The sequence below is a fragment of the Enterococcus sp. XAF26B05_ASV22 genome, from assembly GCF_056727285.1.
This window is the reverse complement of sequence record NZ_CM161538.1, coordinates 2,369,132-2,391,024: the sequence shown is the minus strand read 5'-3', so window position 1 is coordinate 2,391,024 and position 21,893 is coordinate 2,369,132. Positions and strand designations below refer to the sequence as shown.

20 protein-coding genes and 1 pseudogene are annotated in these 21,893 nt (G+C 34.1%); 20 read left to right on the top strand and 1 reads right to left on the bottom strand.

Annotated elements, in window-relative coordinates:
• Positions 1-118 precede the first annotated feature (118 nt).
• From tpiA to AC1PU0_RS11765, 3 genes are all read left to right on the top strand, one after another.
• Entirely contained in the window at positions 119-874 is a 756-nt protein-coding gene (tpiA, locus tag AC1PU0_RS11775; RefSeq protein WP_069655203.1) for a triose-phosphate isomerase, read from the top strand.
• Positions 875-1,032: 158 nt separating this feature from the next.
• Entirely contained in the window at positions 1,033-2,328 is a 1,296-nt protein-coding gene (gene eno, locus AC1PU0_RS11770) for a phosphopyruvate hydratase (RefSeq protein WP_479998396.1), read from the top strand.
• Positions 2,329-2,520: 192 nt separating this feature from the next.
• Entirely contained in the window at positions 2,521-3,906 is a 1,386-nt protein-coding gene (locus tag AC1PU0_RS11765) for an aldehyde dehydrogenase family protein (protein ID WP_206849911.1), read from the top strand.
• A 78-nt stretch (positions 3,907-3,984) separates the two neighbouring features.
• Here the strand turns inward: AC1PU0_RS11765 and AC1PU0_RS11760 are convergent, their stop codons facing one another.
• A complete protein-coding gene (locus AC1PU0_RS11760) occupies positions 3,985-4,464 on the bottom strand; it encodes a DUF3955 domain-containing protein (protein ID WP_206849983.1) in 480 nt (159 codons plus the stop codon).
• A 364-nt stretch (positions 4,465-4,828) separates the two neighbouring features.
• Between AC1PU0_RS11760 and AC1PU0_RS11755 the strand changes: the two genes are divergently transcribed.
• The 17 genes and pseudogenes from AC1PU0_RS11755 to AC1PU0_RS11675 all read left to right on the top strand — a co-directional run bounded on the left by AC1PU0_RS11755 (position 4,829) and on the right by AC1PU0_RS11675 (position 21,791).
• Positions 4,829-5,536: a DUF975 family protein gene (locus AC1PU0_RS11755; protein WP_069655205.1), complete on the top strand. Its 708-nt coding sequence runs from the start codon at positions 4,829-4,831 to the stop codon at positions 5,534-5,536.
• Positions 5,537-5,706: 170 nt separating this feature from the next.
• Positions 5,707-6,666, top strand: a complete 960-nt coding sequence (locus tag AC1PU0_RS11750; RefSeq protein WP_069655206.1) for a DUF4822 domain-containing protein — start codon at positions 5,707-5,709, stop codon at positions 6,664-6,666.
• A 77-nt stretch (positions 6,667-6,743) separates the two neighbouring features.
• Positions 6,744-8,207: a sensor histidine kinase gene (locus AC1PU0_RS11745; protein ID WP_111247703.1), complete on the top strand. Its 1,464-nt coding sequence runs from the start codon at positions 6,744-6,746 to the stop codon at positions 8,205-8,207.
• Between the two features lie 13 nt (positions 8,208-8,220).
• The gene (locus AC1PU0_RS11740; RefSeq protein ID WP_069655208.1) at positions 8,221-8,922 is read left to right on the top strand and encodes a response regulator transcription factor; all 702 of its coding nucleotides are present in this window, start codon (positions 8,221-8,223) and stop codon (positions 8,920-8,922) included.
• Between the two features lie 24 nt (positions 8,923-8,946).
• The gene (locus AC1PU0_RS11735) at positions 8,947-9,993 is read left to right on the top strand and encodes a hypothetical protein (protein ID WP_111247701.1); all 1,047 of its coding nucleotides are present in this window, start codon (positions 8,947-8,949) and stop codon (positions 9,991-9,993) included.
• Between the two features lie 305 nt (positions 9,994-10,298).
• Positions 10,299-11,498 carry an MFS transporter gene (locus AC1PU0_RS11730; protein ID WP_069655210.1) on the top strand — a complete coding sequence of 400 codons (1,200 nt, stop codon included), beginning with the start codon at positions 10,299-10,301 and terminating at the stop codon, positions 11,496-11,498.
• A gap of 53 nt (positions 11,499-11,551) precedes the next feature.
• On the top strand, positions 11,552-12,721 hold the full coding sequence (locus AC1PU0_RS11725) for a M20 metallopeptidase family protein (protein WP_111247699.1): 1,170 nt from the start codon (positions 11,552-11,554) through the stop codon (positions 12,719-12,721).
• A 218-nt stretch (positions 12,722-12,939) separates the two neighbouring features.
• Positions 12,940-13,224: pseudogene (locus AC1PU0_RS11720) on the top strand (DUF2200 family protein); the annotation flags it as partial.
• Positions 13,225-13,663: 439 nt separating this feature from the next.
• Positions 13,664-13,864, top strand: a complete 201-nt coding sequence (locus AC1PU0_RS11715) for a helix-turn-helix transcriptional regulator (protein WP_069655212.1) — start codon at positions 13,664-13,666, stop codon at positions 13,862-13,864.
• Positions 13,865-14,075: 211 nt separating this feature from the next.
• Positions 14,076-14,672, top strand: coding sequence for a hypothetical protein (locus AC1PU0_RS11710; RefSeq protein ID WP_206849912.1), 597 nt, complete (start codon positions 14,076-14,078; stop codon positions 14,670-14,672).
• A gap of 99 nt (positions 14,673-14,771) precedes the next feature.
• The gene (locus AC1PU0_RS11705) at positions 14,772-15,590 is read left to right on the top strand and encodes a HEAT repeat domain-containing protein (RefSeq protein ID WP_479998395.1); all 819 of its coding nucleotides are present in this window, start codon (positions 14,772-14,774) and stop codon (positions 15,588-15,590) included.
• An 11-nt stretch (positions 15,591-15,601) separates the two neighbouring features.
• Complete coding sequence (locus AC1PU0_RS11700) at positions 15,602-15,955, top strand: hypothetical protein (RefSeq protein ID WP_206849915.1); 354 nt, start codon at positions 15,602-15,604, stop codon at positions 15,953-15,955.
• A 122-nt stretch (positions 15,956-16,077) separates the two neighbouring features.
• Positions 16,078-17,811 carry a DNA/RNA helicase domain-containing protein gene (locus AC1PU0_RS11695; RefSeq protein ID WP_206849917.1) on the top strand — a complete coding sequence of 578 codons (1,734 nt, stop codon included), beginning with the start codon at positions 16,078-16,080 and terminating at the stop codon, positions 17,809-17,811.
• The gene (locus AC1PU0_RS11690; protein WP_206849919.1) at positions 17,799-18,128 is read left to right on the top strand and encodes a nucleotide pyrophosphohydrolase; all 330 of its coding nucleotides are present in this window, start codon (positions 17,799-17,801) and stop codon (positions 18,126-18,128) included. The genes AC1PU0_RS11695 and AC1PU0_RS11690 overlap by 13 nt, the downstream gene beginning before the upstream one ends.
• A 100-nt stretch (positions 18,129-18,228) precedes the next feature.
• Complete coding sequence (locus tag AC1PU0_RS11685) at positions 18,229-19,542, top strand: hypothetical protein (RefSeq protein WP_206849921.1); 1,314 nt, start codon at positions 18,229-18,231, stop codon at positions 19,540-19,542.
• A 205-nt stretch (positions 19,543-19,747) separates the two neighbouring features.
• The gene (locus AC1PU0_RS11680; RefSeq protein ID WP_479998393.1) at positions 19,748-20,755 is read left to right on the top strand and encodes an SIR2 family protein; all 1,008 of its coding nucleotides are present in this window, start codon (positions 19,748-19,750) and stop codon (positions 20,753-20,755) included.
• A gap of 70 nt (positions 20,756-20,825) precedes the next feature.
• Positions 20,826-21,791, top strand: a complete 966-nt coding sequence (locus AC1PU0_RS11675) for a restriction endonuclease (RefSeq protein WP_206849924.1) — start codon at positions 20,826-20,828, stop codon at positions 21,789-21,791.
• Positions 21,792-21,893: the final 102 nt, after the last annotated feature.

The window sequence follows — 21,893 nt, the reverse complement described above, 5'->3', positions numbered from 1 at the left end:
AATTTTAGCGATGCTTTTTATCGTGAATTTTATTCAGTAATACCGAAGAGAGATGGCTTGTGAAACTGGATTGGTTTGATCAATCTATACCACAAAAAAGAAAAGGATGTGCTTTTCCATGCGTAAACCAATTATTGCTGGTAACTGGAAAATGAACAAAACGGCTTCAGAAGCAAAAGATTTTGCAGAAGCTGTAAAAACAAAAATCCCTGCAAATAGTTCAGTAGATTCTGTTATCGGTTCTCCTGCTTTATTCTTACAAGAATTAGTAGAAGCAGCCAAAGGGACTGAATTAAAAATCTCTGCACAAAACTGCTACTGGGAAAATTCAGGTGCATTCACTGGTGAAACGTCTCCAGCAGCACTTGCTGATCTAGGTGTTGACTATGTAATCATCGGTCACTCTGAACGTCGTGAGTACTTCCACGAAACAGACGAAGACATCAACAAGAAAGCGAAAGCAATCTTTGCAAACAACATGACACCAATCTTCTGTTGTGGTGAATCTTTAGAAACATACGAAGCAGGCAAAACTGCTGAATGGATCGAAGGCCAAATCACAAAAGGGTTAGTTGGTTTATCAAACGAGCAAGTATCTTCAATGGTTATTGCTTATGAACCAATCTGGGCCATCGGAACTGGTAAATCTGCTGATGCGAATATCGCTGATGAAATTTGTGGCGTTGTTCGTGCAACAGTTGAAAAATTATATGGCAAAGAAGTATCAGAAGCTGTACGTATCCAATATGGCGGTTCTGTAAAACCTGAAAACATTGCTGAATATATGGCAAAAGAAAACGTTGATGGTGCTTTAGTTGGCGGAGCGAGTCTTGAAGCTGACTCTTTCTTAGCTTTACTTGATGCTGTTAAATAATCACGTCTTATAACAATATACGCAATTAATCAAAGATTCATTGAATATTCTATGAATTATGCAAAAAATGTTTGCATAGCGCACGGTTATTCACTACAATCATAATTAAGGGAATCGAATCCCCTTAGTATAAAACAAACTCAAAGGAGAGACAAAACATGTCAATTATTACTGATGTTTATGCACGCGAAGTCTTAGACTCACGCGGTAACCCAACAATCGAAGTAGAAGTATACACTGAAAGCGGTGCTTTTGGTCGTGGAATGGTTCCATCTGGTGCTTCAACTGGTGAATACGAAGCGGTTGAATTACGTGATGGCGACAAAGCTCGTTACTTAGGTAAAGGGGTTGTTAAAGCAGTTGACAACGTAAATAACATCATCGCTGAAGCAATTATTGGCTACGATGTACGTGACCAAATGGCTATTGATAAAGCAATGATCGATTTAGATGGAACTCCTAACAAAGGTAAATTAGGCGCAAACGCTATTCTTGGTGTTTCAATCGCTGTAGCTCGTGCTGCTGATTACCTAGAAGTACCTTTATACCACTACTTAGGCGGATTCAATACTAAAGTATTGCCAACTCCAATGATGAACATCATCAATGGTGGATCTCATGCTGATAACAGTATCGACTTCCAAGAATTCATGATCATGCCTGTAGGTGCTCCTACATTCAAAGAAGCTTTACGCTACGGTGCTGAAGTATTCCACGCATTAGCTGGAATCTTAAAAGCGCGCGGTTTAGCTACTTCTGTAGGTGACGAAGGTGGATTTGCTCCTAACCTTGGTTCAAACGAAGAAGGTTTTGAAGTGATCATCGAAGCAATCGAAAAAGCTGGCTATGTACCTGGTAAAGATATCGTTCTTGCGATGGATGCTGCTTCTTCTGAATTCTACGATAAAGAAAAAGGTGTTTACGTTTTAGCTGATTCAGGCGAAGGCGAAAAAACAACTGAAGAAATGATCGCATTCTACGAAGAATTATGTGCGAAATACCCAATCATCTCAATCGAAGATGGATTAGATGAAAATGACTGGGATGGTTTCAAAAAATTAACTGTTGCTTTAGGCGATAAAGTTCAATTAGTTGGTGACGATTTATTCGTTACAAACACAACTAAATTAGCTGAAGGAATTGAAAAAGGCATCGCGAACTCAATCCTTATCAAAGTGAACCAAATCGGTACTTTAACTGAAACATTCGAAGCAATCGAAATGGCGAAAGAAGCTGGCTACACTGCAGTTGTATCTCACCGTTCAGGTGAAACAGAAGATTCAACAATCTCTGATATCGCTGTTGCAACAAACGCTGGTCAAATCAAAACTGGTTCATTAAGCCGTACAGACCGTATTGCGAAATACAACCAATTATTAAGAATTGAAGACCAATTAGGCGAAGTTGCTGAATACAAAGGGTTGAAATCTTTCTACAACTTAAAAAACAAATAATTTTAGTTGATTATAAAGCAAAAAGGGACAACTGATTCATGAATCTTTTCTCCTTATACTCATACGTAAAAGCTCCTCTTGCGAAAGTAAGAGGAGCTTTTTTATTAACTATCAAGCTTCATGAAGTATCCTTCTATTATCAAAAATAAAAAATCGGTGCTATACTAAAAAGAAAATAGAGGAGGGTGTATCATGAATCAATCTGATCTACAAGCTATCATGAAAAAACAACAAAATTTTTTTAACACAAATCAAACAAAATCGGTTTCTTTCAGAAAAGAAAAGCTGGAACAACTTCTGACGAACGTAAAAAAACATGAAGAAGATTTTTACTGGGCTTTTGAAAAAGATCTTAAAAAGCCTAAAGCTGAAGTATATGCAACAGAATTTGGATTGGTACTCTCAGCAATCAAAGATATACTTAAAAATCTTGATAAATGGACGACCCCTGTAAATAAACCTAGAGCTATATCATCTTTACTAAATAAAAATACAGTTATTCTAGAGCCGTATGGTACTGTGTATATAATTGGTCCCTTTAATTATCCCCTTCAATTGACGTTAGTACCCTTAATTGGCGCACTTGCAGCCGGTAATTGTGCACTTGTAAAACCATCTTCAAAAACACCGAATGTAGCCGCTGTAATTGGGGCTATTGTGGGTGAAACATTTGATGAAGAGTATGTGAAAGTTCTTTCGCCAAGTTCAATTGATAATGCCACAGTTTTAAAAGAGCGGATGGATTTTATCTTTTTCACAGGGAGTACTAAAGTTGGAAAAATCGTGATGGAATCAGCAGCTAAACACTTGACTCCAGTTGTTTTAGAGCTTGGAGGGAAGAGTCCAGCAATCGTTACAGAGCAAGCGGATATCGAAATAGCAGCTGAACGTATTATTTGGAGTAAACTGCTGAATACTGGTCAAACATGTATTGCAACCGACTATGTTCTGGTAGATGAAAAAGTGAAACGTGAATTGATTCACGCGATGAAAGAAAAAATAATCGAATTTTACGGAAGAAACATTCAAGAAAATCCTGATTATGGTCGAATCGTTCAAGGGGATGCAATGGCTAAATTTAGTCAATTAATTAATGAAAATCAGCAATTTCTGATTTATGGAGGAGAGTATGATCAGCAAACAAGATATGTCGCACCAAGTCTTTTCGATATCGGTTTAAGCCGAGATAATAGCTTGATGGAAGCAGAATTGTTTGGTCCGCTACTACCGATTTGTACGTATCGAAACTTAGATGAAGCTATTACCTTTATTAAAGAAGGGGAAAAACCATTAGCTTTATACTTATTTTCCGATGATAGGGATATTCAGAAAAAGATCTTACAAGAAATCTCTTTTGGTGGGGGTGGTATCAATCAAACGATTCTTCATGTTGCCAATGATGAATTGCCTTTTGGTGGAGTAGGCGCTTCTGGGATGGGGAACTATCATGGTAAATACAGTATCGAAACCTTTTCTCATAAAAAAGCAATCGTTTATGGAAGAAAAGATTCTATGGCAAAATTGATTTATCCACCCTATGATCAAAAAAAATTCGACTGGTTAAAACGATTGTTATAACCCTTGCTACTAAAATAAACAAGCTAAAAAGCACAGTTTGAAAAATGACTGTGCTTTTTAGTTCTACGACGAATCTACCTATTTTCTGTGTGCAACGAAAGCGATAATAAATTTTATCCCTGTAAAGATGAATACCATCATTCCAGCAAAAATAAAAAGAAATCCTATCGGGATAAGATAAAAGTTTTCATGTAGAATTCCTATTGCATCAATATATTCTACTGAATTAGCTTTTATAAAAAAACATGCAAAGCCAAAAAACAATAAAAAGGCACCAATCAATGTTGTGACCATAGTTAATTTTGCTCGTCTTGTTTCACTACCATCCTTAATTAGCTTTTCTGTCATATTATTCACGTTACTTCCTCCTAAAATCAATTCATCAAGTGAAATATGAAAAATACTAGAAATTAGGATCAACATTTCAAGGTCTGGAAGGTTTCGATTATTCTCCCAGTTTGATACGGCTTGTCTTGTTACATTTAAACGAATCGCAAATTTTTCCTGTGTCAGTTGATTTTTTGTTCGTAGCTCTTTTATTTTTTCTCCAAATTCCATCGTATAATGTCCTTTCATTAATGTATCTCAATCATAAAGAGATATCTTAGTTTATTCAAGAAAGCATTGCTTGCAGATGTACAAAATAAAGGAAAGCACGTCTTGCTTCGTCATTTTTTCCTCTATAAATATTTTTTTTTCACAGTCAGAACATTTGTATAATTAAATTATAGCATTCATTATTTATATAGCGAACGATCACTCTCAGTTTTAAATTAGTAAACAAAAAAGTGATTGTTGCTTCATCCAGATGAAAATCTACCTAGTGTTAGATTATAAATGAATACTGTTCAACGCATATGCTTTTTTTTATGAAGAGTTATTTGATATACTAAATGTATTGAAACGAAAGGAGGAAAATTTTATGAAAACAAGAGCTGAATTAAAAAGTGAAGCTAAAGGCGTTTTGCGTGGACGTTGGAAAGATAGTGTATTGATGTGCTTAGTTCCAACATTGGTCTCAATTGCAATTGTACTATTGTTATTCTTTTTACTAATCATTCCTATCATTACATTTGCGCAAAACAATCCAGATTTTATGAGTGGTAATGCAAATTATGACGGAAATTCAGGTGGAGGTGGAGGTAGCTTTTTAGGTGGTATTATTGGTGCTATCTTTAGCGCTGGTATCTCTTGGACATTCCTTGATCTTTATAGAGGGAAAAGACAAGATATTCGCCCATTTTCAGATGCTTTCCGCGGCTTTGCTGGGCCTGTAGTTTTAGGAGTAATCTGTCTATACGTTATTACAACGGTGTTTATTTCTCTTTGGACATTACTATTGATCGTTCCAGGAATTATCAAAGGCTATTCTTACTCACAAACGTATTTTGTTTACTATGATGCTTTTGAAGAAACAGGGGTACGCCCAGGATTTCTAAATTCTATTACGCGCAGTAGACAACTTATGAATGGGTACAAAGGTCAATTATTCTTATTAGACTTAAGCTTTATTGGTTGGCATATCCTAGCAATTTTAACATTAGGAATCGGCTACCTATGGCTAACACCTTATATCACTGCAACGAAAGCTGCTTTTTATGACAATTTACCGAAAACAGCAACAGTTTAAGACCATTAAAACTGAAAGTGAGGCATGACTCTTAGAGTTAGGCCTCCTTTTTTTGTATATATCGATTGTTTATAGTTTGTTTATTTTCTCGTTAGCACTTGTTTACACCTCCTCTTTATACTAAAGATAAGCAGTAACCATTTATCCAAATACAGGGGGAGAAAATTACCATGAAAAATAAAAAAATTATCGTAGGAATCTCAAGTTTGGTACTATTATTAGCAGGTTGTAGTGTCGGAACACAAGAAACCTCAGGATCAAAAGATAGTAAGCAACAACAGACAGAACAATCCAAAGAAGGACAGAATAAAAATAAAGGGGATCAGTTAAACAAAATTTTAGGTGAAACCAATTGGCAAGGAACAAAGGTTTACGATAAAGACAATAATGATTTAACGAAAGAAAATGCTAATTTCATCGGATTAGCAAAATATGATAGTGAAACTGGCCGCTATGAATTTTTCGATGCGCAAACAGGTGAAAGCCGTGGAGATCGTGGCACCTTTTTCATTACAAACGATGGGACAAAACGAATCCTACTTTCAGAAACGATGAACTACCAAGCAGTTGTTGACCTTACGGAACTGACGAATAAACAATTTACCTATAAACGAAAAGGCAAAGACAAATCTGGGAATGAAGTAGATGTATTTGTAGAACATATCCCGTATAATGAAAATGAACTAGCTTTTACTGAAAAAGAAACAGCACTAAATACGACAACCGGTTCTATTAACGCAAAGAAAGACGGCGCTGAAATCTTAGGTCAAACGTTATGGAATGGGACAAAGGTTGTTGATGAATCCGGTAACGATGTAACAGAGTTCAACCAAAACTTTATTAGTTTGGCTAAATTCGCTGCAGATACAAATAAATACGAATTTTTTAACTTAGAAACAGGTGAAAGCCGTGGGGACTTCGGTTACTTTGATGTATTGAATCACAATAAAATCCGAGCGCATGTCTCGATCGGTCAAAATAAATATGGCGCAGCACTAGAATTGACGGAATTAAACAACAAAAAATTTACGTATAAACGAATGGGCAAAGATCAGACTGGCAATGACATCACCGTATTCGTTGAGCATCAACCTTATACGGGAGAATTTAAACCAGAATTTAGTTTTTAAAAGCTTCCAATAACGGTGCAGCTGGTTAAGTTGAAAACATCGATCGCTTTTTCGTAAATAACGCAAAGGAGAATAATATGACCATAAAAAAACGATTTCTCATTTCATATATTGGCGGGATCGCGATTGCTTGTTTATCGCTATTTTCAATCATCTGCATTGTTTTTTATGTTACAACTGGGAAAATACCTAGTCCTGGAACGGTGTACAAAACGTTTACACAGCAACGTTCCTTAAGTCCGGAAGAGGAATTAGCATATATCAAACTTCGTGGCATTGCCAAATCTAATCCAGAGCAGTTGCTTAAACCTAGTGGAGAATTAAAACAAACCATTCAGCAATTTGAAGCTGAATCATTGGGTGTCGTTGTTCGTAAACAAGAAGCAATCGACTACTATTCAAAAGACTTAGTCGAAAAATCATTGATCGCCCATTTTCCTAAATTTGATGCCAATAACATTGAAACAAGGGGAACCATCGACAATGCAGGACGATTGTATCGCTATATGAAATTTGATTTTTATTTTAACGATCAAGCGCCTGGCAGTCTATTGGTTTTAATGAAAGAAAGTAGCTTTCTGGAATTTATGACGAAATGGGGAGTCCTGATTATTATTACGATTTTATTGGTGTCAATTGGCGGATTACTTTTTTTAAATCATTTATTGAAGAAAACGATTATTCGACCACTTGAAACACTTGGTTCTGGAATGACTGAAATCCGTAATGGACATTTAGAAACTTCCGTAACCGAACCAGTTAAACAGACAGCGTTGGAAGTCAAACAATTGACGGATGATTTTGAAAAAATGAGAGAAGCGTTGATTTCATCAACAGAAGAGCAAGTAAAGCTTGAAAACAACCGCAAAGAGCTTGTTGCTAGTATCTCACACGATTTAAAAACGCCGATCACCTCGATTATTGGTTATGTAGAAGGTTTGTTAGATGGCGTGGCGGATTCTCCTGAAAAGCAAGCCAACTATTTAAAGACGATTCATACAAAAGCCCTCTCATTGAATGAACTGATCGAAGAATTATTTCTTTATTCTAAATTAGATGCTTCAGCAGTACCATTTCATTTTGAGCGGATCGATATCAATGAATTTTTAAAGCATATTATTGAAGAATTCCAGTTACAAGATAATCAAGTTTCTCTTCAATTAACAAATCAAGAAATGACAAACAGTTATGTTTTAGCAGATCGGATGCAATTAAATCGAGTTTTTATCAATTTGATTGAAAACAGTTTGAAATTTAAACATCCAAACCGTTCGCTTTCCATTGCAATCGATGTGTCTAGAAAGGCCGAAAGGATAATGATTCAGTTATCAGACAATGGTCAAGGCATTTCAAAAGAACAATTACCTTATGTTTTTGATCACTTCTATCGAGGAGAAGAAGAACGTCCAACACATACTGGTGGTAGTGGTTTAGGTCTGGCTATTGTAAAACAAATCATTGAGATGCATGAAGGGAAAGTTACGATAGAAAGTGACTTACACCAAGGGACGACCGTTACAATCTACTTAAAAAAAGCCTGAGGAGGACAGCCAAATGTCAAACGAAGTATCACGTGTTTTATTGATTGAAGATGATGCAAGTATTGCAGAATTACAAAAAGATTATTTAGAAATCAACCAGATAAAAGCTGAGATTTCAAGGGATGGATTGGTTGGTCTGAACCGGGCATTGAATGAATCGTTTGATTTGATTGTGGTCGATATTATGTTGCCTTCAATGGATGGTTTTGAAATTTGCCGAAGAATCAGAGAAAAGAAAAATATTCCATTAATGATTGTTTCAGCTAAAAAAGAAGACATCGATAAAGTCAGAGGCTTCGGTTTAGGAGCAGATGACTACATGACGAAACCTTTTAGTCCTAGTGAATTAGTGGCTCGCGTTCAAGCCCATATCAAACGGTATCAATCTTTGACAAAAGCTGAGCCTGTCAATGAAATTATCGAAAGTGGTCAGATCAGGATTGATAAAAGTGCCCGCAGAGTTTTTGTTTTAGGAGAGGAAATCATTTTTCCTACAAAAGAATTTGACCTACTATTATTCTTTATAGAACATCCGAATCGGGTTTGGATGAAAGAGCAGCTGTTCCGTCAAGTGTGGGAAATGGACGAGTTGGATAGTGACATCTATACCGTAGTTGTGCATGTAGGACGCATTAGAGAGAAATTGAAAAAAGGCAAATTATCAGAAATCCCAATAGAAACAATTTGGGGAAGTGGCTATCGCTTCAACAGCTAACGAGTAAACAAAAGGAGAAAATTTATGAAAAAAAACCATCTGTTTGCTGTGTTTATTTTATGCAGTATTGTTGGACTGTCAGGTTGTAAACCAGATCAAAGAAGAGAGACTGAACAATCTAGTGCCACATCCAGACCCGCCATTTTTAATCCAGCTTCATCGGAGACACAAGCCAAAAGTGAAGAAGTGGAAAAAACTGACGTGAATGATGTAACGTTTGAAAATACTTCGTATAACTATGATGTTGTTACGGGGGCGACTCAGACAACCTTTGGATCGAACCCAAAACCTCTATACACATATGAAGAAAAATTAAAGAAAATGTTTTGGTCAAATCAACCTCCGTTAGGGTTGATGGAGGGAAACTATTTTACAAATGAAGGGTATTTTGATGTGGGAAATAAAGGCATTGTTGAGATTGTTACCGATGAAACGAATAAAATCATCAATGTTGAATTTAATGAATACGGAGCGGAAAATTATTATGCCTCAAAATATGCAGGAGCGAATAAACGCCTTTCTGATTATGCTTTTTTCCAAGCACAAAACCCAAGAACAGATACGACCTTAGTCACGGTGGTCAATGGCATCACGTTTGTAGAAAAACAAATGCGAGAAGAAAATCGGGTTGATGGAAACTTTGAAACAGTCAAAGGCTCTTCAACAACTGCAAGACAAGGATTAATGGCAATTGCAGCTGAACTCAAAGACGAAATCAAACAACCGTCGAAAACGAAGTATATCGGATATGCGGAGGATTTTGGTAATGGATTGATTGGCAGACTTCAATTGACCGTCACGGATGGAAAGATCGATACTGCGCGTTATGATGAATATTTTGCTGATCAGCCAGAGAAAATTGCGGAAGATCAGTTAAAACAATATTATCGCCAATCGAAATACTTTTCGCTAGATTATAATGAAAAGACGAACAATGATTTCATAACATTTGCTGACGAATTGACACATGCAATTGTTACACAACAGTCACTACTAGTTGAGAATAGTGAAGTGACAAAGCATCCGTCTTTTGCTTCCTATCAAAAATTGATAGAGCATGTTAAACTTTAGTCTATTTCCATTGCTGTTTCAAAGTACTTTTGTCACAAGTTCCATTCAGTAGACATCAAATATAAGCAGAAAAAAGTTGACGATTGTTTCATCGTTAACTTTTTTGTTACTCTAAATTATAGAGTTCAGATTAATTTTAATGCATTAAAATTAAAATATTCTCATTTTATTCTTCATTTTAGGTGGAGAATAGATTATACTAAAGTAATAGTAGTAAGTATAATGAAGTAGTGGAGCAGATGAGAGTTGCCTTTGACTAGCCACAGGGTTAGTTTTACGCTACGCTTTTATATTAAGGAGGGCATATGGAAAAACGTAAAACAAAGAAAACGGGTTTATTGTTAGTAGCATTATTTTTAGGGTATACTATGGTATATATCGACAAACTTTCAGTAGGGTATTCGCTGATTCCCATCTCAGAGGAATTTGGATTAGACCCAGCAGCGAAGGGTATGATCATGAGTGCTTTTTTCCTTGGTTACGCAATTATGCAGATTCCGATGGGCTTAGTCATCAATAAAGTTGGCTCAAGAGTTGTGTTGATCGGTTCTGTTTTAGGAATGGGTTTATTTTCATTCCTATTTGGTTTTGGAACATCGTTGATCATGTTTATGTCGTTACGCTTCTTAACTGGATTTTTAGCGCATTCAGGTTATGCATCGTCAGCGAGTAAGGAAGTTACGATGAACTTTCCACCAGAGAAGCGAACCTTTGCACAAGGGATCTTATTATCATCCTCTGGTGTAGCAGGTTTTATTGGACCATTAGCGTTATCACCAATTATTACAAATGCGGGTTGGAAAAATGCCTATATGCTTTTAACTGCCATGGCGGTAGTCATTGCTATTTTTCTAATTATCGCTATTCCTAGAAATGAAAAAGCAAAAGAAAAAGAAGAGGCCATTGTGACCAAAACGGAAAAGATTTCGATTTTAGTTATTTGGTCAGATATTCGAGTATGGATTTTATTTTTAAGCTCATTCTTCATTAACTGCTTGTTATACGGACTCTCAAGTTGGGTACCAAGCTTTCTGACGGGGGAACGTGGTTTGGCACTAAATGGTGCGGCTGTAATCAGTAGTGTGGGTGGTTTGTTCATGCTGATTGGTTCGATTGGCGGTAGTTATGTTGTCGGAAGATTTTTCCAACACAAGGAAAAGGCAGTCGTTGCAATCACGGCTATTTTAGGCACACTTTCAGCATTTGGTTCTTATTATATCGGTAATCTTGTTTTATTATCGATTGTAATGGGCTTGGCAAACTTTTTCTTGATCATCTCATTTGTTACGATGATGAGCATCCCATTAAGAATCTTTGAAGGCGCTAAGTTTGCTCCAAGCTATGGCACACTAGCAACAGGAGGAATTCTCGGTGGATTTGTTTCACCGACTCTTATCGGAAAATTAGTGGAGCTGTCAAACGGTCAGTATATTTCAACATTTATTTTCTTTTTAGTGGTGGGCTTATTAACCGCCGTAACAATTATGTTTATTAAACAAAAATAATGCGATAGTTTCGTTCATTCTAATGAAAACTAAATTAAAGGGAGGAACCACCAATGACAAACATTCAAGAACAAATGCCTCAAGCAGATATGATCAAATGGAGAAGACATTTACATCGTCATCCAGAATTATCATTTCATGAAGTTGAAACGGCAAAATATATCCAAAAGGTCTTAGCCGATTTTCCTAACTTAGAAGTTACCTCTTTAACGGAAAATAGTGTGATTGCTACTTTGAAAGGGAGTAAACCTGGCAAAACGATTGCTTTGCGAGCAGATATTGATGCATTGCCGATCATGGAAGAAGCGGATGTTGATTTCCCGTCCGAAAATCCAGGTGTCATGCATGCTTGCGGACACGATACCCATACAGCAATGCTTTTGGGTGCTATTAAAGTTTTAAGCGGAATGCAAGACAAAATTGCAGGAACGGTGAAGTTTATTTTCCAACCGGCCGAAGAAGAACCACCGGGGGGAGCAAAATTACTAGTTGAAGCGGGTGTTATGGATGATGTGGATATGGTGTTCGGTCTACATATCGCGCCGAATATCCCTGTTGGTATGGTGGGGACTAGAAAAGGAGCAGCTAGCGCCGCTTCTGATGTCTTTACATTGAAAATCCAAGGAAAAGGCTCACATGGTTCAACCCCCGACTTATCTGTTGACCCTATCATGATTGGAGTCGAAATCATCAATAATTTAAATAATATCGTCTCAAGAAATATTAGTCCTTTTGACAATGCCGTTATTTCAATCGGTGAATTTAATGCTGGAAAAACAGCCAATGTTATTCCGGATACAGCACAAATCCAAGGAACGGTTCGTACGAATAATAAAGAAGTTCGTCAGTTTATCAAAACACGAATTGAAGGAATTATTGAAGGAATTTGTAAGATGTATGGAGCTAGTTATGACTTAGATTATTTACTAGGCTATAGTGAGGTCAATAATGATAGTGATGCAACAGATATTGTTTTGGCAGCAGCTGAAAAAGTGGTCGGTAAAGAGCGAATATTTGAAGCGCCAAAAATGATGGGCGGTGAAGATTTCTCAGCATACACAGATGTGAAGCCAGGATCATTCTTTATTTTAGGCGGTGGAACGGCGGCAGAAGGATGTGGCTATATGAACCATCATCCCAAATTCAAAATTATGGAAGAGTGCTTCCCAGTGGGTTCTGGGATGCATGCACAGCTTATTTTAGATATTTTGGGACAAGAATAAATTTGATAAAAAGAACTTTAACGTCAGTGTTAAGGTTCTTTTTATCTTCTAATTGTTAAAAGTAGGCATTAAATAAATACAAATAGTTGCGATTTTAATTACTTAAACGAAAAAATCGTATCTATTAAACAATGAAAGAATCATAACGGAAACGTTAAAATGTAATAAATAACAAAAGAACGATACAACAGTAGCAAATACTAAAAAAAGGGTAAAATAAAGCCGAAGTAGATGAAATCATCCGTTGGCTAACTGGCTATGACAAAATTTTATTGCAAAAGCAACTTGATGAAAAAGTCGATTTTGAAATTTTTTTTGAAGACGCACCAGAAATGAACCCGAATGTTTCGTTGATCAAAGGTGTTGGTTGTGGCTATCGCGTTGAATATATCGAAGACAAGTTAATGCAGAAAATTCGTTATATGGATAAACGGATTGATGAATTAGCTAAAGGAAAAACAATACAAAATAATAAAAATACAGTCTTATTGTTATCTAGATAGTCGTTCGTATCTAGATAGATGAGGCTGTTTTTTAGCAATTTAGTAGATGAGGCAATACAAGTGTGAATTTAGTGTAATAACCTCAAAACTATATGGGGATACGTTGGCTTTTGTTCGATTTATTCGTATGGTAATCTACTGATAACCCTTTAACTACAAAAAAGTATGAATATTCTATCAATAAAGAGCAACGTAACATCAAAATTGCTTTTTAAATCAGGCCTAGTATGTGATATTTAAGAGAACACAGACAGGAGGGACTAACATGAAGAAAAAATTTTTTTACGATGGTCGAAGAAATCGCTTCTTTGGTGAAGGAAATGTCTCGACAAACAAAGAAGTAAAGATAAAACTGAGTAGAATGGTCACATAGTTTTTTATGTGAAATCATAAGAACATTTCATACATAAAAAACGTTTTGAAGGTAGGATGACATTTTATGGAGATAGGAAAATTGTTGAAAATCCGCAGAGAGCAAAAAGAGTTAACACAGCAGCAAGTTGCTGCAAAATTTCATGTAACGAGACAAACAGTCTCACGTTGGGAAAATGAAAAATCGTATCCGAATATTGATACCTTGGTTGAACTAAGCTTGTTTTTTGATTTTTCTCTTGATGAAATTTTAAAAGGAACTGAGTAGAATGATTATAAGAAGATTATTTGATTTATAGGCGTGAAATTTATACCTGATTAAAATCCTGTTCAATCAAAAGATTAAGCCTAGATATGAGAGTAATGACTCTTGTGTGTAGGCTTTTTTGTTTAGAGGATATTTTACTGGTTATTATAATGTTAAACTAGCTGTAAGCAAGAAATAATCGTTTATAAAATAAAACAAGTGATGAAATAAAATGAACCAAACGTTGTTGGTATTACAAAAAGAACACTCAGAAATTAAAAGTATAGCCATCGCAATAAAATATTGCTATAAAAAAATTATGTTCAATCAAGATAATTGTTCGGTCTATACAACGTATCTTGAGCAGTTTCTAGAAGATCAGTCACCAAAGGAATTTTACAATACATTTAAGCAATTACGCACCTTTTCCTATGTTCAAGATAGTTGGAACTGGTTAGAGATAAACGAATCATTATTGATTAGCCTAAGCCCAATTAATCCAGTCTTTTTTTGGTCATGGTTAGTTTGCCATCCAAACGGTTATGTCAGAGAATTTGCATTGAAAAAAATAAGTGCTACGTCGAATTCAAAATCACTGCCTTTTCTATTAGTTTCGTTAAATGATCATATCGGAAATGTAAGAAAATTAGCTGAATACGAAATAATTAGGACGTTTAGACAGGAAAATAAGGCGACGATTCTTTTTTCTTTACCTTTAATCAAACGCTTAAAAGAGTTAGAGCACAAAGAAAATTTAGATGTGTACAATCGACTAAACACCATCTTATTGAATCAGTTTGACTTATTGGAAAAAGCTCAGGAAAGCTAGGATATCTATATTTCAAGGTATGGATTTGAGTTAAGCTTTCGACTCGACGAACAACATAAAGTACAAGTAATAAAAAACGGCTTGAAAAAAACAGACAGAATGATCTTAAGATGGACATTTAATGAAATACTAAAAGAAGAACAGTGGGAAAAAGAGTATCTATCTCAGGTGTTAAGTCATCCGCAAATGATTATTCGAAAACTAGCATGCGAGTGGTGTTATAACAATCGAGTGAAAGAAGAGCAAATGATTCCAAAATTATTGGATCAAACAGCTGTAATTAAGTATTTAGCGCTTGATTATGTGAAAAAGCAATTTCTAGATATAGACTGCAGAGAATATTATCTCCAGCATTTAAAAGATAATCCGATCAATGCAATCCATGGTTTAGCAATTTTACAAGATAAGAGAGACCAAGATCGAATGGTGCCGCTGATTAATTCGAGTAAAAAGAAAATCAGAGTATCCGTGTTGAATTGGTTGAGCTGTTTACTTTTAGAAGAGCAGGTACCGATTTATATTGAATGTTTGTCAGATTCTTCTAGGGACGTGAGAAATAAAGCGATAGATCAATTGAGTACACATTATTCATTGCAGATAAAAGAGCAGTTGACTCCTCTATTTAAAGAGAGAAAAGAAACACGCTTTCAACTGAGTATTATCAAAATTCTTGGCGTGGAAAGTCGTAAGGATTACTTTTTTGATTTGGTTTTATTGTACGTGGATGCGTCAGATCAACTAGTGAAAGATAAGATTGAACATCAGCTTATTGGATGGATGCTTAGCTGGAATCGGCGGTTCTTTTTTAGGTTTAGTTTGAAGGATAAAGTGACGTTGGCTTATTTGATGAATAAGAATTATGAGGAATATTCGGTGGGGGTTTTGGATGTGTTGTGGAAAGTTTTGAGAGAAAAGTAGTGGAGGTATTGATGGACTGGTTAATTGAAGAACAAGTTCCTAAAGAAGTTGAAGGATATAAAGAAGATTCATTTATTTATCTACTTCACGAAGAAAGCTTTATTGATTTAAATGCGTTCAAACACTTGATTACCTTGTGTGATCAATTACCTGATTTCTATAAGGCGAATGGCAAAACAAAAAATTATGTAGAGATTATTCGAATAATCTTAGATCGATTTGAATACATTTTGATGTGTTGGAGTTATCATCTTAATGAGAATGATTTATTTTGTATCAAGAATTTTCAAGAGATGGAAGAAAATGAGTGGATTATGTGGATTAATGATGAGTTAAGAAGAATCACGGAGTTATTGATTTTTTAGAATGACAATGCTTTATATTACGTAAAATAAGTCCATTTCTATCTATAAATTAAAACTTTCTTGCATAAAAGATTCCCTATTTTGAAAATAATTGTTACAATGTGTTTGGGAGAGTGTCGTTTATGAATTATGAAGATGATAGTATTAAAATCCAACTAAAAGAATATGATTTTTGTGAAAAAGAGGTTGAAAACTTAAAAGATCCATTTGAGACAAATTATCCTATTTTGTATATTTTATATAATACGGACAAAAAGAAGATGCCAGAAGCATATGTGGGACAAAGTCGCCGCTTTGATAAACGAATGTCTGAACATCTAAAAAGTAATAAGAAAGCAATGATGAAGAAAATTGTCATGATTGGACATGACACATTGAACGTATCTGCGGCGTTGAATATTGAAACGAATTTAATCAGCTGTTTTATCGCTGATGAAAAATACAAAGTTGAAAATAGAAGCCAAATCAAAGGCAGCGAATCACATAACTATTATGATAAAAGATACTATGATGAAGTATTGTTTCCGAAAATTTGGACTCGTCTTAGAGATGAAAAAATTGTTGAGCACAGTGCTGATTTTTTAAGAAATAAGGACACCTTCAAATTATCACCGTTTCGCGGATTATCACCTGAACAACAAGACTTAAAAGAAAAAGTCATCGATTTTTGTAAACGAAGTTTAGCTGATACGAAAAATGAACATCATGTCTTTTTTATTGCAGGAGAAGCTGGTACAGGTAAAAGTGTTGTTTTGAGTGCTATATTTAAAACGATTCAAGACTTAGCTGAAAAGAAGGAAAACAACGAGTTCTCTGACTTTAATCAGGATAATAATTATCTTTTGGTCAACCATAATGAGATGCTGAAAACATATAAGAGTATCGCCGAAAGTTTGCCTAATTTAAAAAAGAAAAACTTTATGAAACCAACTAGTTTTATCAATGACATCGACAAGGGAAAACGAAAACAAGCAGACATCGTATTAGTAGATGAATCTCATTTACTACTTTCTACAAAAGACAAATATAATAGCTTTGAATATGAGAACCAACTGGAAGAGGTTATCAAAAGAAGTAAAGTCACGATTGTCGTATTCGATGAAAAACAAGTTCTAAAGCTAAAAAGTCATTGGAATGTTGATAGTCTTGTTGAAATAAAAGATAAGTACCCAATTCATGAAGAATATCATTTAACGACACAATTTAGAATGAAAGCTGATACTGAAATCGTTCATTGGGTAGATTCATTTGTGGATCGAAAAATTTTGTCATTTCCTAAAGTGACAAAACGAGAAAAAACGGAAGCAGAGAAAAGATTTGGCGATGAGGATTTTGATTTCCGCTTTTTCTCAAGTGCTGAAGATATGCGAATGGAAATAAAAGCAAGAAACCAGAAATTTGGATTAAGCAGAATCGTTTCAACCTTTGACTATACACATAAAAAAGATGGCAAAGATTATCTAGTTGAAGAAGGGAATTTTTCAGCACCATGGAACCGTACAAATTACAAAAAAAGCTGGGCAGAAGAAGAGGCAACGATCAATGAAGTCGGTTCGATTTATACAATACAAGGCTTTGATTTAAACTATGTAGGGGTGATTTTAGGTCCTTCGATTGGTTACGATGCTGAAAAGAATGAGTTAAAAATCGATAGTGAAAAATACAAAGATTCAGAAGCATTCAAAAGTCGTGAAGGAATCGAAAATATCGACAAAGTGAAAGAACAAATCATTTTGAATTCGATCAATGTTTTGTTAAAACGAGGGATCAATGGTTTATATATTTACGCGAGTGATGATAAACTGAGAGAGAAGTTAATGACAATTCAAAAGGAGAAATCAAAATGGACGAATTAATCAAGAAAATCAATCAATTTAGAGATGATCGCGATTGGCGACAATTTCATAATCCAAAAGATTTAGCAATTTCAATTTCTTTGGAAGCTTCTGAATTGCTGGAGAACTTTCAGTGGAAAACAAGTGAGGAATCGAAAGAGAAGAATCAAGAAAATATTGAGCAGGAATTGGCGGATGTGTTGATCTATAGTTTGATGTTGGCCTCTGATTTGGAATTGGATGTTGAGGGAATCATTGAGAGGAAGCTGGAACTGAATGATAAGAAGTATCCCGTTGGGAAGAGCAAGGGGAATAAAGAGAAGTATACGAAGTTTTAGTTTTGAGCGATTTTATTAATGCAAGTATTATTAATGGAAAGATGAAATAAAATTTATTTTCAAATAATTGTTAATAAAATTAATGGAAGGGTAGGTTTTTATGGAAGAGATGGCTGCTGAGCAATTTTACTTGAATAAATTGAGTTTGTACACGGAGTTTATTCATTTAGAAGATTTAAAAAAAGAATTTAGTTTGCTAAAAGTTAGGTATAATACGACGAAATTAGATAATTTGTTAAGTGCTCAAAAATATTCTGAAATTTGTGATATTATCTCAACGAGTACATTTCCTAAAACTCTATTTTTAGATATGAAAAATTTAATAATCGATAATATAATTTATCATTCGGTGAGTCATGTATATATTGATAGTCTAGAAAAAGAGTTAGATAAAACAAGTATTTCGAATAAGATTCAAAGTAAATTAAGCGAGTTGACAAATAATTTTTCAGAAAATGCCAAGTCAGCTCTTCATAATGATTTTTACAATTTAATTGACGAAGTCAATGTTTCTAAAATGAATGAAATTTATATTCCAAGCTGTTATTTTGTAGATGAGGATTTAAAAATTTTTTGTATGTTAAAAATGTTCAATTTGACAAAAAATAAATCAGTTTTAATTCCAGCAATGATTATTGTAAATAAAGAAGAAAAGAAAATATATACTTATCTGTGTAATAAATTTGCGATGAAAAAGGGAGAAGATGCAATAATAAGATCTGTAGATTCCTATTACAATGTTTTGATTAAAAAACTAGAAGTAATATTTAATATTGAACGAAGGAAATTTACAAAAGAAGATGTTTCTAAATATAAAAGGGCTATGTTTGAGACTTGTGTAGATATGAATAAAAAATTAATCGAAGATTATCAAAAAAAATTACTAAAAGACATGCCACCAATCAATACTCATATAAAAAATGTAATTCAAAATTTAGGTAAGATGGTTAGTTTGTCTAATACAGATAAAGAAAAAGCCAGTAAAAAGATTATCTCAATTTGTGTTAGTGAATACATGACAAAAAATGTAGAAGGACTCGAGTTAAAGAAGAAAGCTTTAGAAAAAAAACTCCCTGGTTACCCAACTAGAATTAAATTTTTGGGGATGGATGCTTCAAGTAGTAATACTAAGTCTAAAAACAAAGATCAGCCACTTCCTATACACGAAATTTTTCATAGTTTAAATACAAGTTTTGAGTATTTTGGTTCTATCGCTGAATGGAGAATTGCATGGTTTGATCGATATCTGTTTCATAGTTCAGAGGAATATAAAAATAGGACTTCTGTCAGTCAATCTACAATAAAAATTACGGATTATAATGTATTAATTAACATCATGGCAAGAGAAAAGAAAAATAAGGAGATGGTATCTTATATTATCAACGAAATTCAAACATCTATCAAGGATTTTTAATGAACATTTAAAAGAAAATCATACTTTTCAATTTATAGAGCTAATAAATAATTTTTCGTTTCAAAATCAAGAAGTAGTAGAGGATTATTTTATTTATGAAATAAATTATCATTTTTACAGAGCACCATATCTTTTTAACGAAATGGTTCAAGAAAATTTATTTGACATAAATTACTTTTATGAGTGTGAAGGGGAAGCTTATGGTGTGAATATTCCTGAGAAAATATGTGAGTGTGGAGAAAAAATAAAGGATCATGAAAGTGTATCAATGTTGTATAATCTTAAAGAAGAAATAAAAATATATGTTGATAGTATTAATAAACACAAATTGGGTGTATTTGAACAAGATTGGTTAATAACAAAAGCCTTGTTAGACTCTTTAAGGGTATGTACAAATATTGTTCCTTTTATTGGTGCTGGTATCTCAGTACCTTTGGGTCTGGTTAATTGGTCTGAAATGATTGGGGAACTAAGTATTTCTTGTTCAGAAAATGTTAAGGGAGGAATCCAATTTTTTTTAGGTACCAATAGATATTTGGAGTGTTTTGATGAAATAATTTCTGATCCCCAAAATCAATTGACAAAAGATATTGAATCAATAAAATATAAAATTTCAGAAATGTTTTCTTTTGAAAAAATTGATATGGAAAGAGATAATAATTATGATGATATTTTAATGTCAGATTATCCTTTGATTATGACTACTAACTATGATGAAGTAATTGATAAAGTAGGGGAAAAATATGATTATAAAACGGTTATTTTCAAAAATATTGAGGATATAAAATCTTTAGAAAAATTTCCAAGTATTGTTCATTTACATGGTTCATCAAGCTATCAAGATAAAGGGAGTATGGTAGTCAATATAGATGATTATAAAAATTTATACGATGATCCAAAATGTATGCGTAGATTACAAAGTTTACTTGGAAATAAAAGCATTCTATTTATGGGATATTCTCTAGATGACTACTATTTTATGAAGCAATTAATGGAAATATGTGAAGCAAATAGTGGTTTTTCAGACTATTATGCAATTATGATTAATCCGAATATAGATATATTGAAACAAAGAATTCCAGAATATTATGAAAAAATAAAAATAATTTCAATAAATTTTGACGATAAGTGTTCAGATATTAATAAACTAATTGTGGAACGTATTCGTTATTATATGAGGTATATAAACAACTCATTATATTTACGGAGATAATTATTTATGGGTTAATTAATAAATAATTTTAGTGCGTATCTGATAGTAAAGAAATTAGAGAGGTAAAAACATGAACACTGATTGGAAAAAACTAAAACAATCAAAAGACGGCATACCAACTTATGATTCTTTAATTCCCTACATTTTGAAAGTGCTTGAAGATGGAGAAGAAACGACCACGTCAACCATTAGCAAAAAAGTAATTCAGTTTTTAAAGATTCCAGATGAAATTCGGAATATAAAATACCCGAAGTACCCAAATAGCGATGGTGTATTGATTAATCGTTTTAGTTTTGCTCTAAGTGATTTATTTAAAGCGGATTCCGTAGCTAGACCAAATAGAGGGATTTATCAAATTACGGATTCAGGAATAGCTTTGTTAAACGAATACGGTGATCAACTTAATAAAAAAATATTGAAAAAGCAGCCAGCCTATATTAAGTACATGCAAGAAATGAATGAACGTAATAAACTTGCTGGATTAAATGAAACTGACGAACTATTAGAAGAAGATGATGAAATCAATCCACGGAAAAAGATTGATGAATTAGCGACAACATTGAATAATGAAGTAGCGACTGAATTACTAAGCAAAATTAGAAACAGCGATCCCTATTTCTTTGAACGTTTAGTTGTGGATTTACTTGTGGCTATGGGATACAGTGGTGAAAATGGGACAGCTAAAGTAACGAGTAAATCGAATGACGGTGGAATTGACGGCGTTATTAATCAAGATCCACTTGGAACAAGTACAGTTTATATTCAAGCAAAACGATATAAAGAAACAAATGTCGTTCAACGGAATGATATTCAATCATTTTATGGTGCATTAGCAGGTGTCAATGCTGATAGAGGTGTATTTATTACAACTTCTAAGTTCTCAAAAGGTGCGATGGAATTTGCCAAAAATCAAGGTATTGTCTTAATTGATGGAATCCAATTAACTGATTTGATGATTGATTATCAAGTTGGCGTTGAAACGGCCAAAACGTATAAAGTTTTTAAAATAGATAGTGACTATTTTGATTTTGAATAATCGGATATTGTAAACTAGGAGCACTTTAACCAGTGAACCTAGTTTATTTTATTTCAATTTTACTTTTTCATAAAAGCAGCCATAATTTTCTTCTCCCATTGC

Coding starts and splice junctions, on each gene's coding strand:
- AC1PU0_RS11745 (WP_111247703.1), top strand. CDS start 6,744: ATGACCATAAAAAAACGATTTCTCATTTCATATATTGGCGGGATCGCG.
- AC1PU0_RS11695 (WP_206849917.1), top strand. CDS start 16,078: ATGAATTATGAAGATGATAGTATTAAAATCCAACTAAAAGAATATGAT.
- AC1PU0_RS11750 (WP_069655206.1), top strand. CDS start 5,707: ATGAAAAATAAAAAAATTATCGTAGGAATCTCAAGTTTGGTACTATTA.
- AC1PU0_RS11705 (WP_479998395.1), top strand. CDS start 14,772: ATGATCTTAAGATGGACATTTAATGAAATACTAAAAGAAGAACAGTGG.
- AC1PU0_RS11765 (WP_206849911.1), top strand. CDS start 2,521: ATGAATCAATCTGATCTACAAGCTATCATGAAAAAACAACAAAATTTT.
- AC1PU0_RS11760 (WP_206849983.1), bottom strand. CDS start 4,464: ATGGAATTTGGAGAAAAAATAAAAGAGCTACGAACAAAAAATCAACTG.
- AC1PU0_RS11755 (WP_069655205.1), top strand. CDS start 4,829: ATGAAAACAAGAGCTGAATTAAAAAGTGAAGCTAAAGGCGTTTTGCGT.
- AC1PU0_RS11725 (WP_111247699.1), top strand. CDS start 11,552: ATGACAAACATTCAAGAACAAATGCCTCAAGCAGATATGATCAAATGG.
- AC1PU0_RS11730 (WP_069655210.1), top strand. CDS start 10,299: ATGGAAAAACGTAAAACAAAGAAAACGGGTTTATTGTTAGTAGCATTA.
- AC1PU0_RS11740 (WP_069655208.1), top strand. CDS start 8,221: ATGTCAAACGAAGTATCACGTGTTTTATTGATTGAAGATGATGCAAGT.
- AC1PU0_RS11715 (WP_069655212.1), top strand. CDS start 13,664: ATGGAGATAGGAAAATTGTTGAAAATCCGCAGAGAGCAAAAAGAGTTA.
- tpiA (WP_069655203.1), top strand. CDS start 119: ATGCGTAAACCAATTATTGCTGGTAACTGGAAAATGAACAAAACGGCT.
- AC1PU0_RS11690 (WP_206849919.1), top strand. CDS start 17,799: ATGGACGAATTAATCAAGAAAATCAATCAATTTAGAGATGATCGCGAT.
- AC1PU0_RS11710 (WP_206849912.1), top strand. CDS start 14,076: ATGAACCAAACGTTGTTGGTATTACAAAAAGAACACTCAGAAATTAAA.
- AC1PU0_RS11735 (WP_111247701.1), top strand. CDS start 8,947: ATGAAAAAAAACCATCTGTTTGCTGTGTTTATTTTATGCAGTATTGTT.
- eno (WP_479998396.1), top strand. CDS start 1,033: ATGTCAATTATTACTGATGTTTATGCACGCGAAGTCTTAGACTCACGC.
- AC1PU0_RS11700 (WP_206849915.1), top strand. CDS start 15,602: ATGGACTGGTTAATTGAAGAACAAGTTCCTAAAGAAGTTGAAGGATAT.
- AC1PU0_RS11685 (WP_206849921.1), top strand. CDS start 18,229: ATGGAAGAGATGGCTGCTGAGCAATTTTACTTGAATAAATTGAGTTTG.
- AC1PU0_RS11675 (WP_206849924.1), top strand. CDS start 20,826: ATGAACACTGATTGGAAAAAACTAAAACAATCAAAAGACGGCATACCA.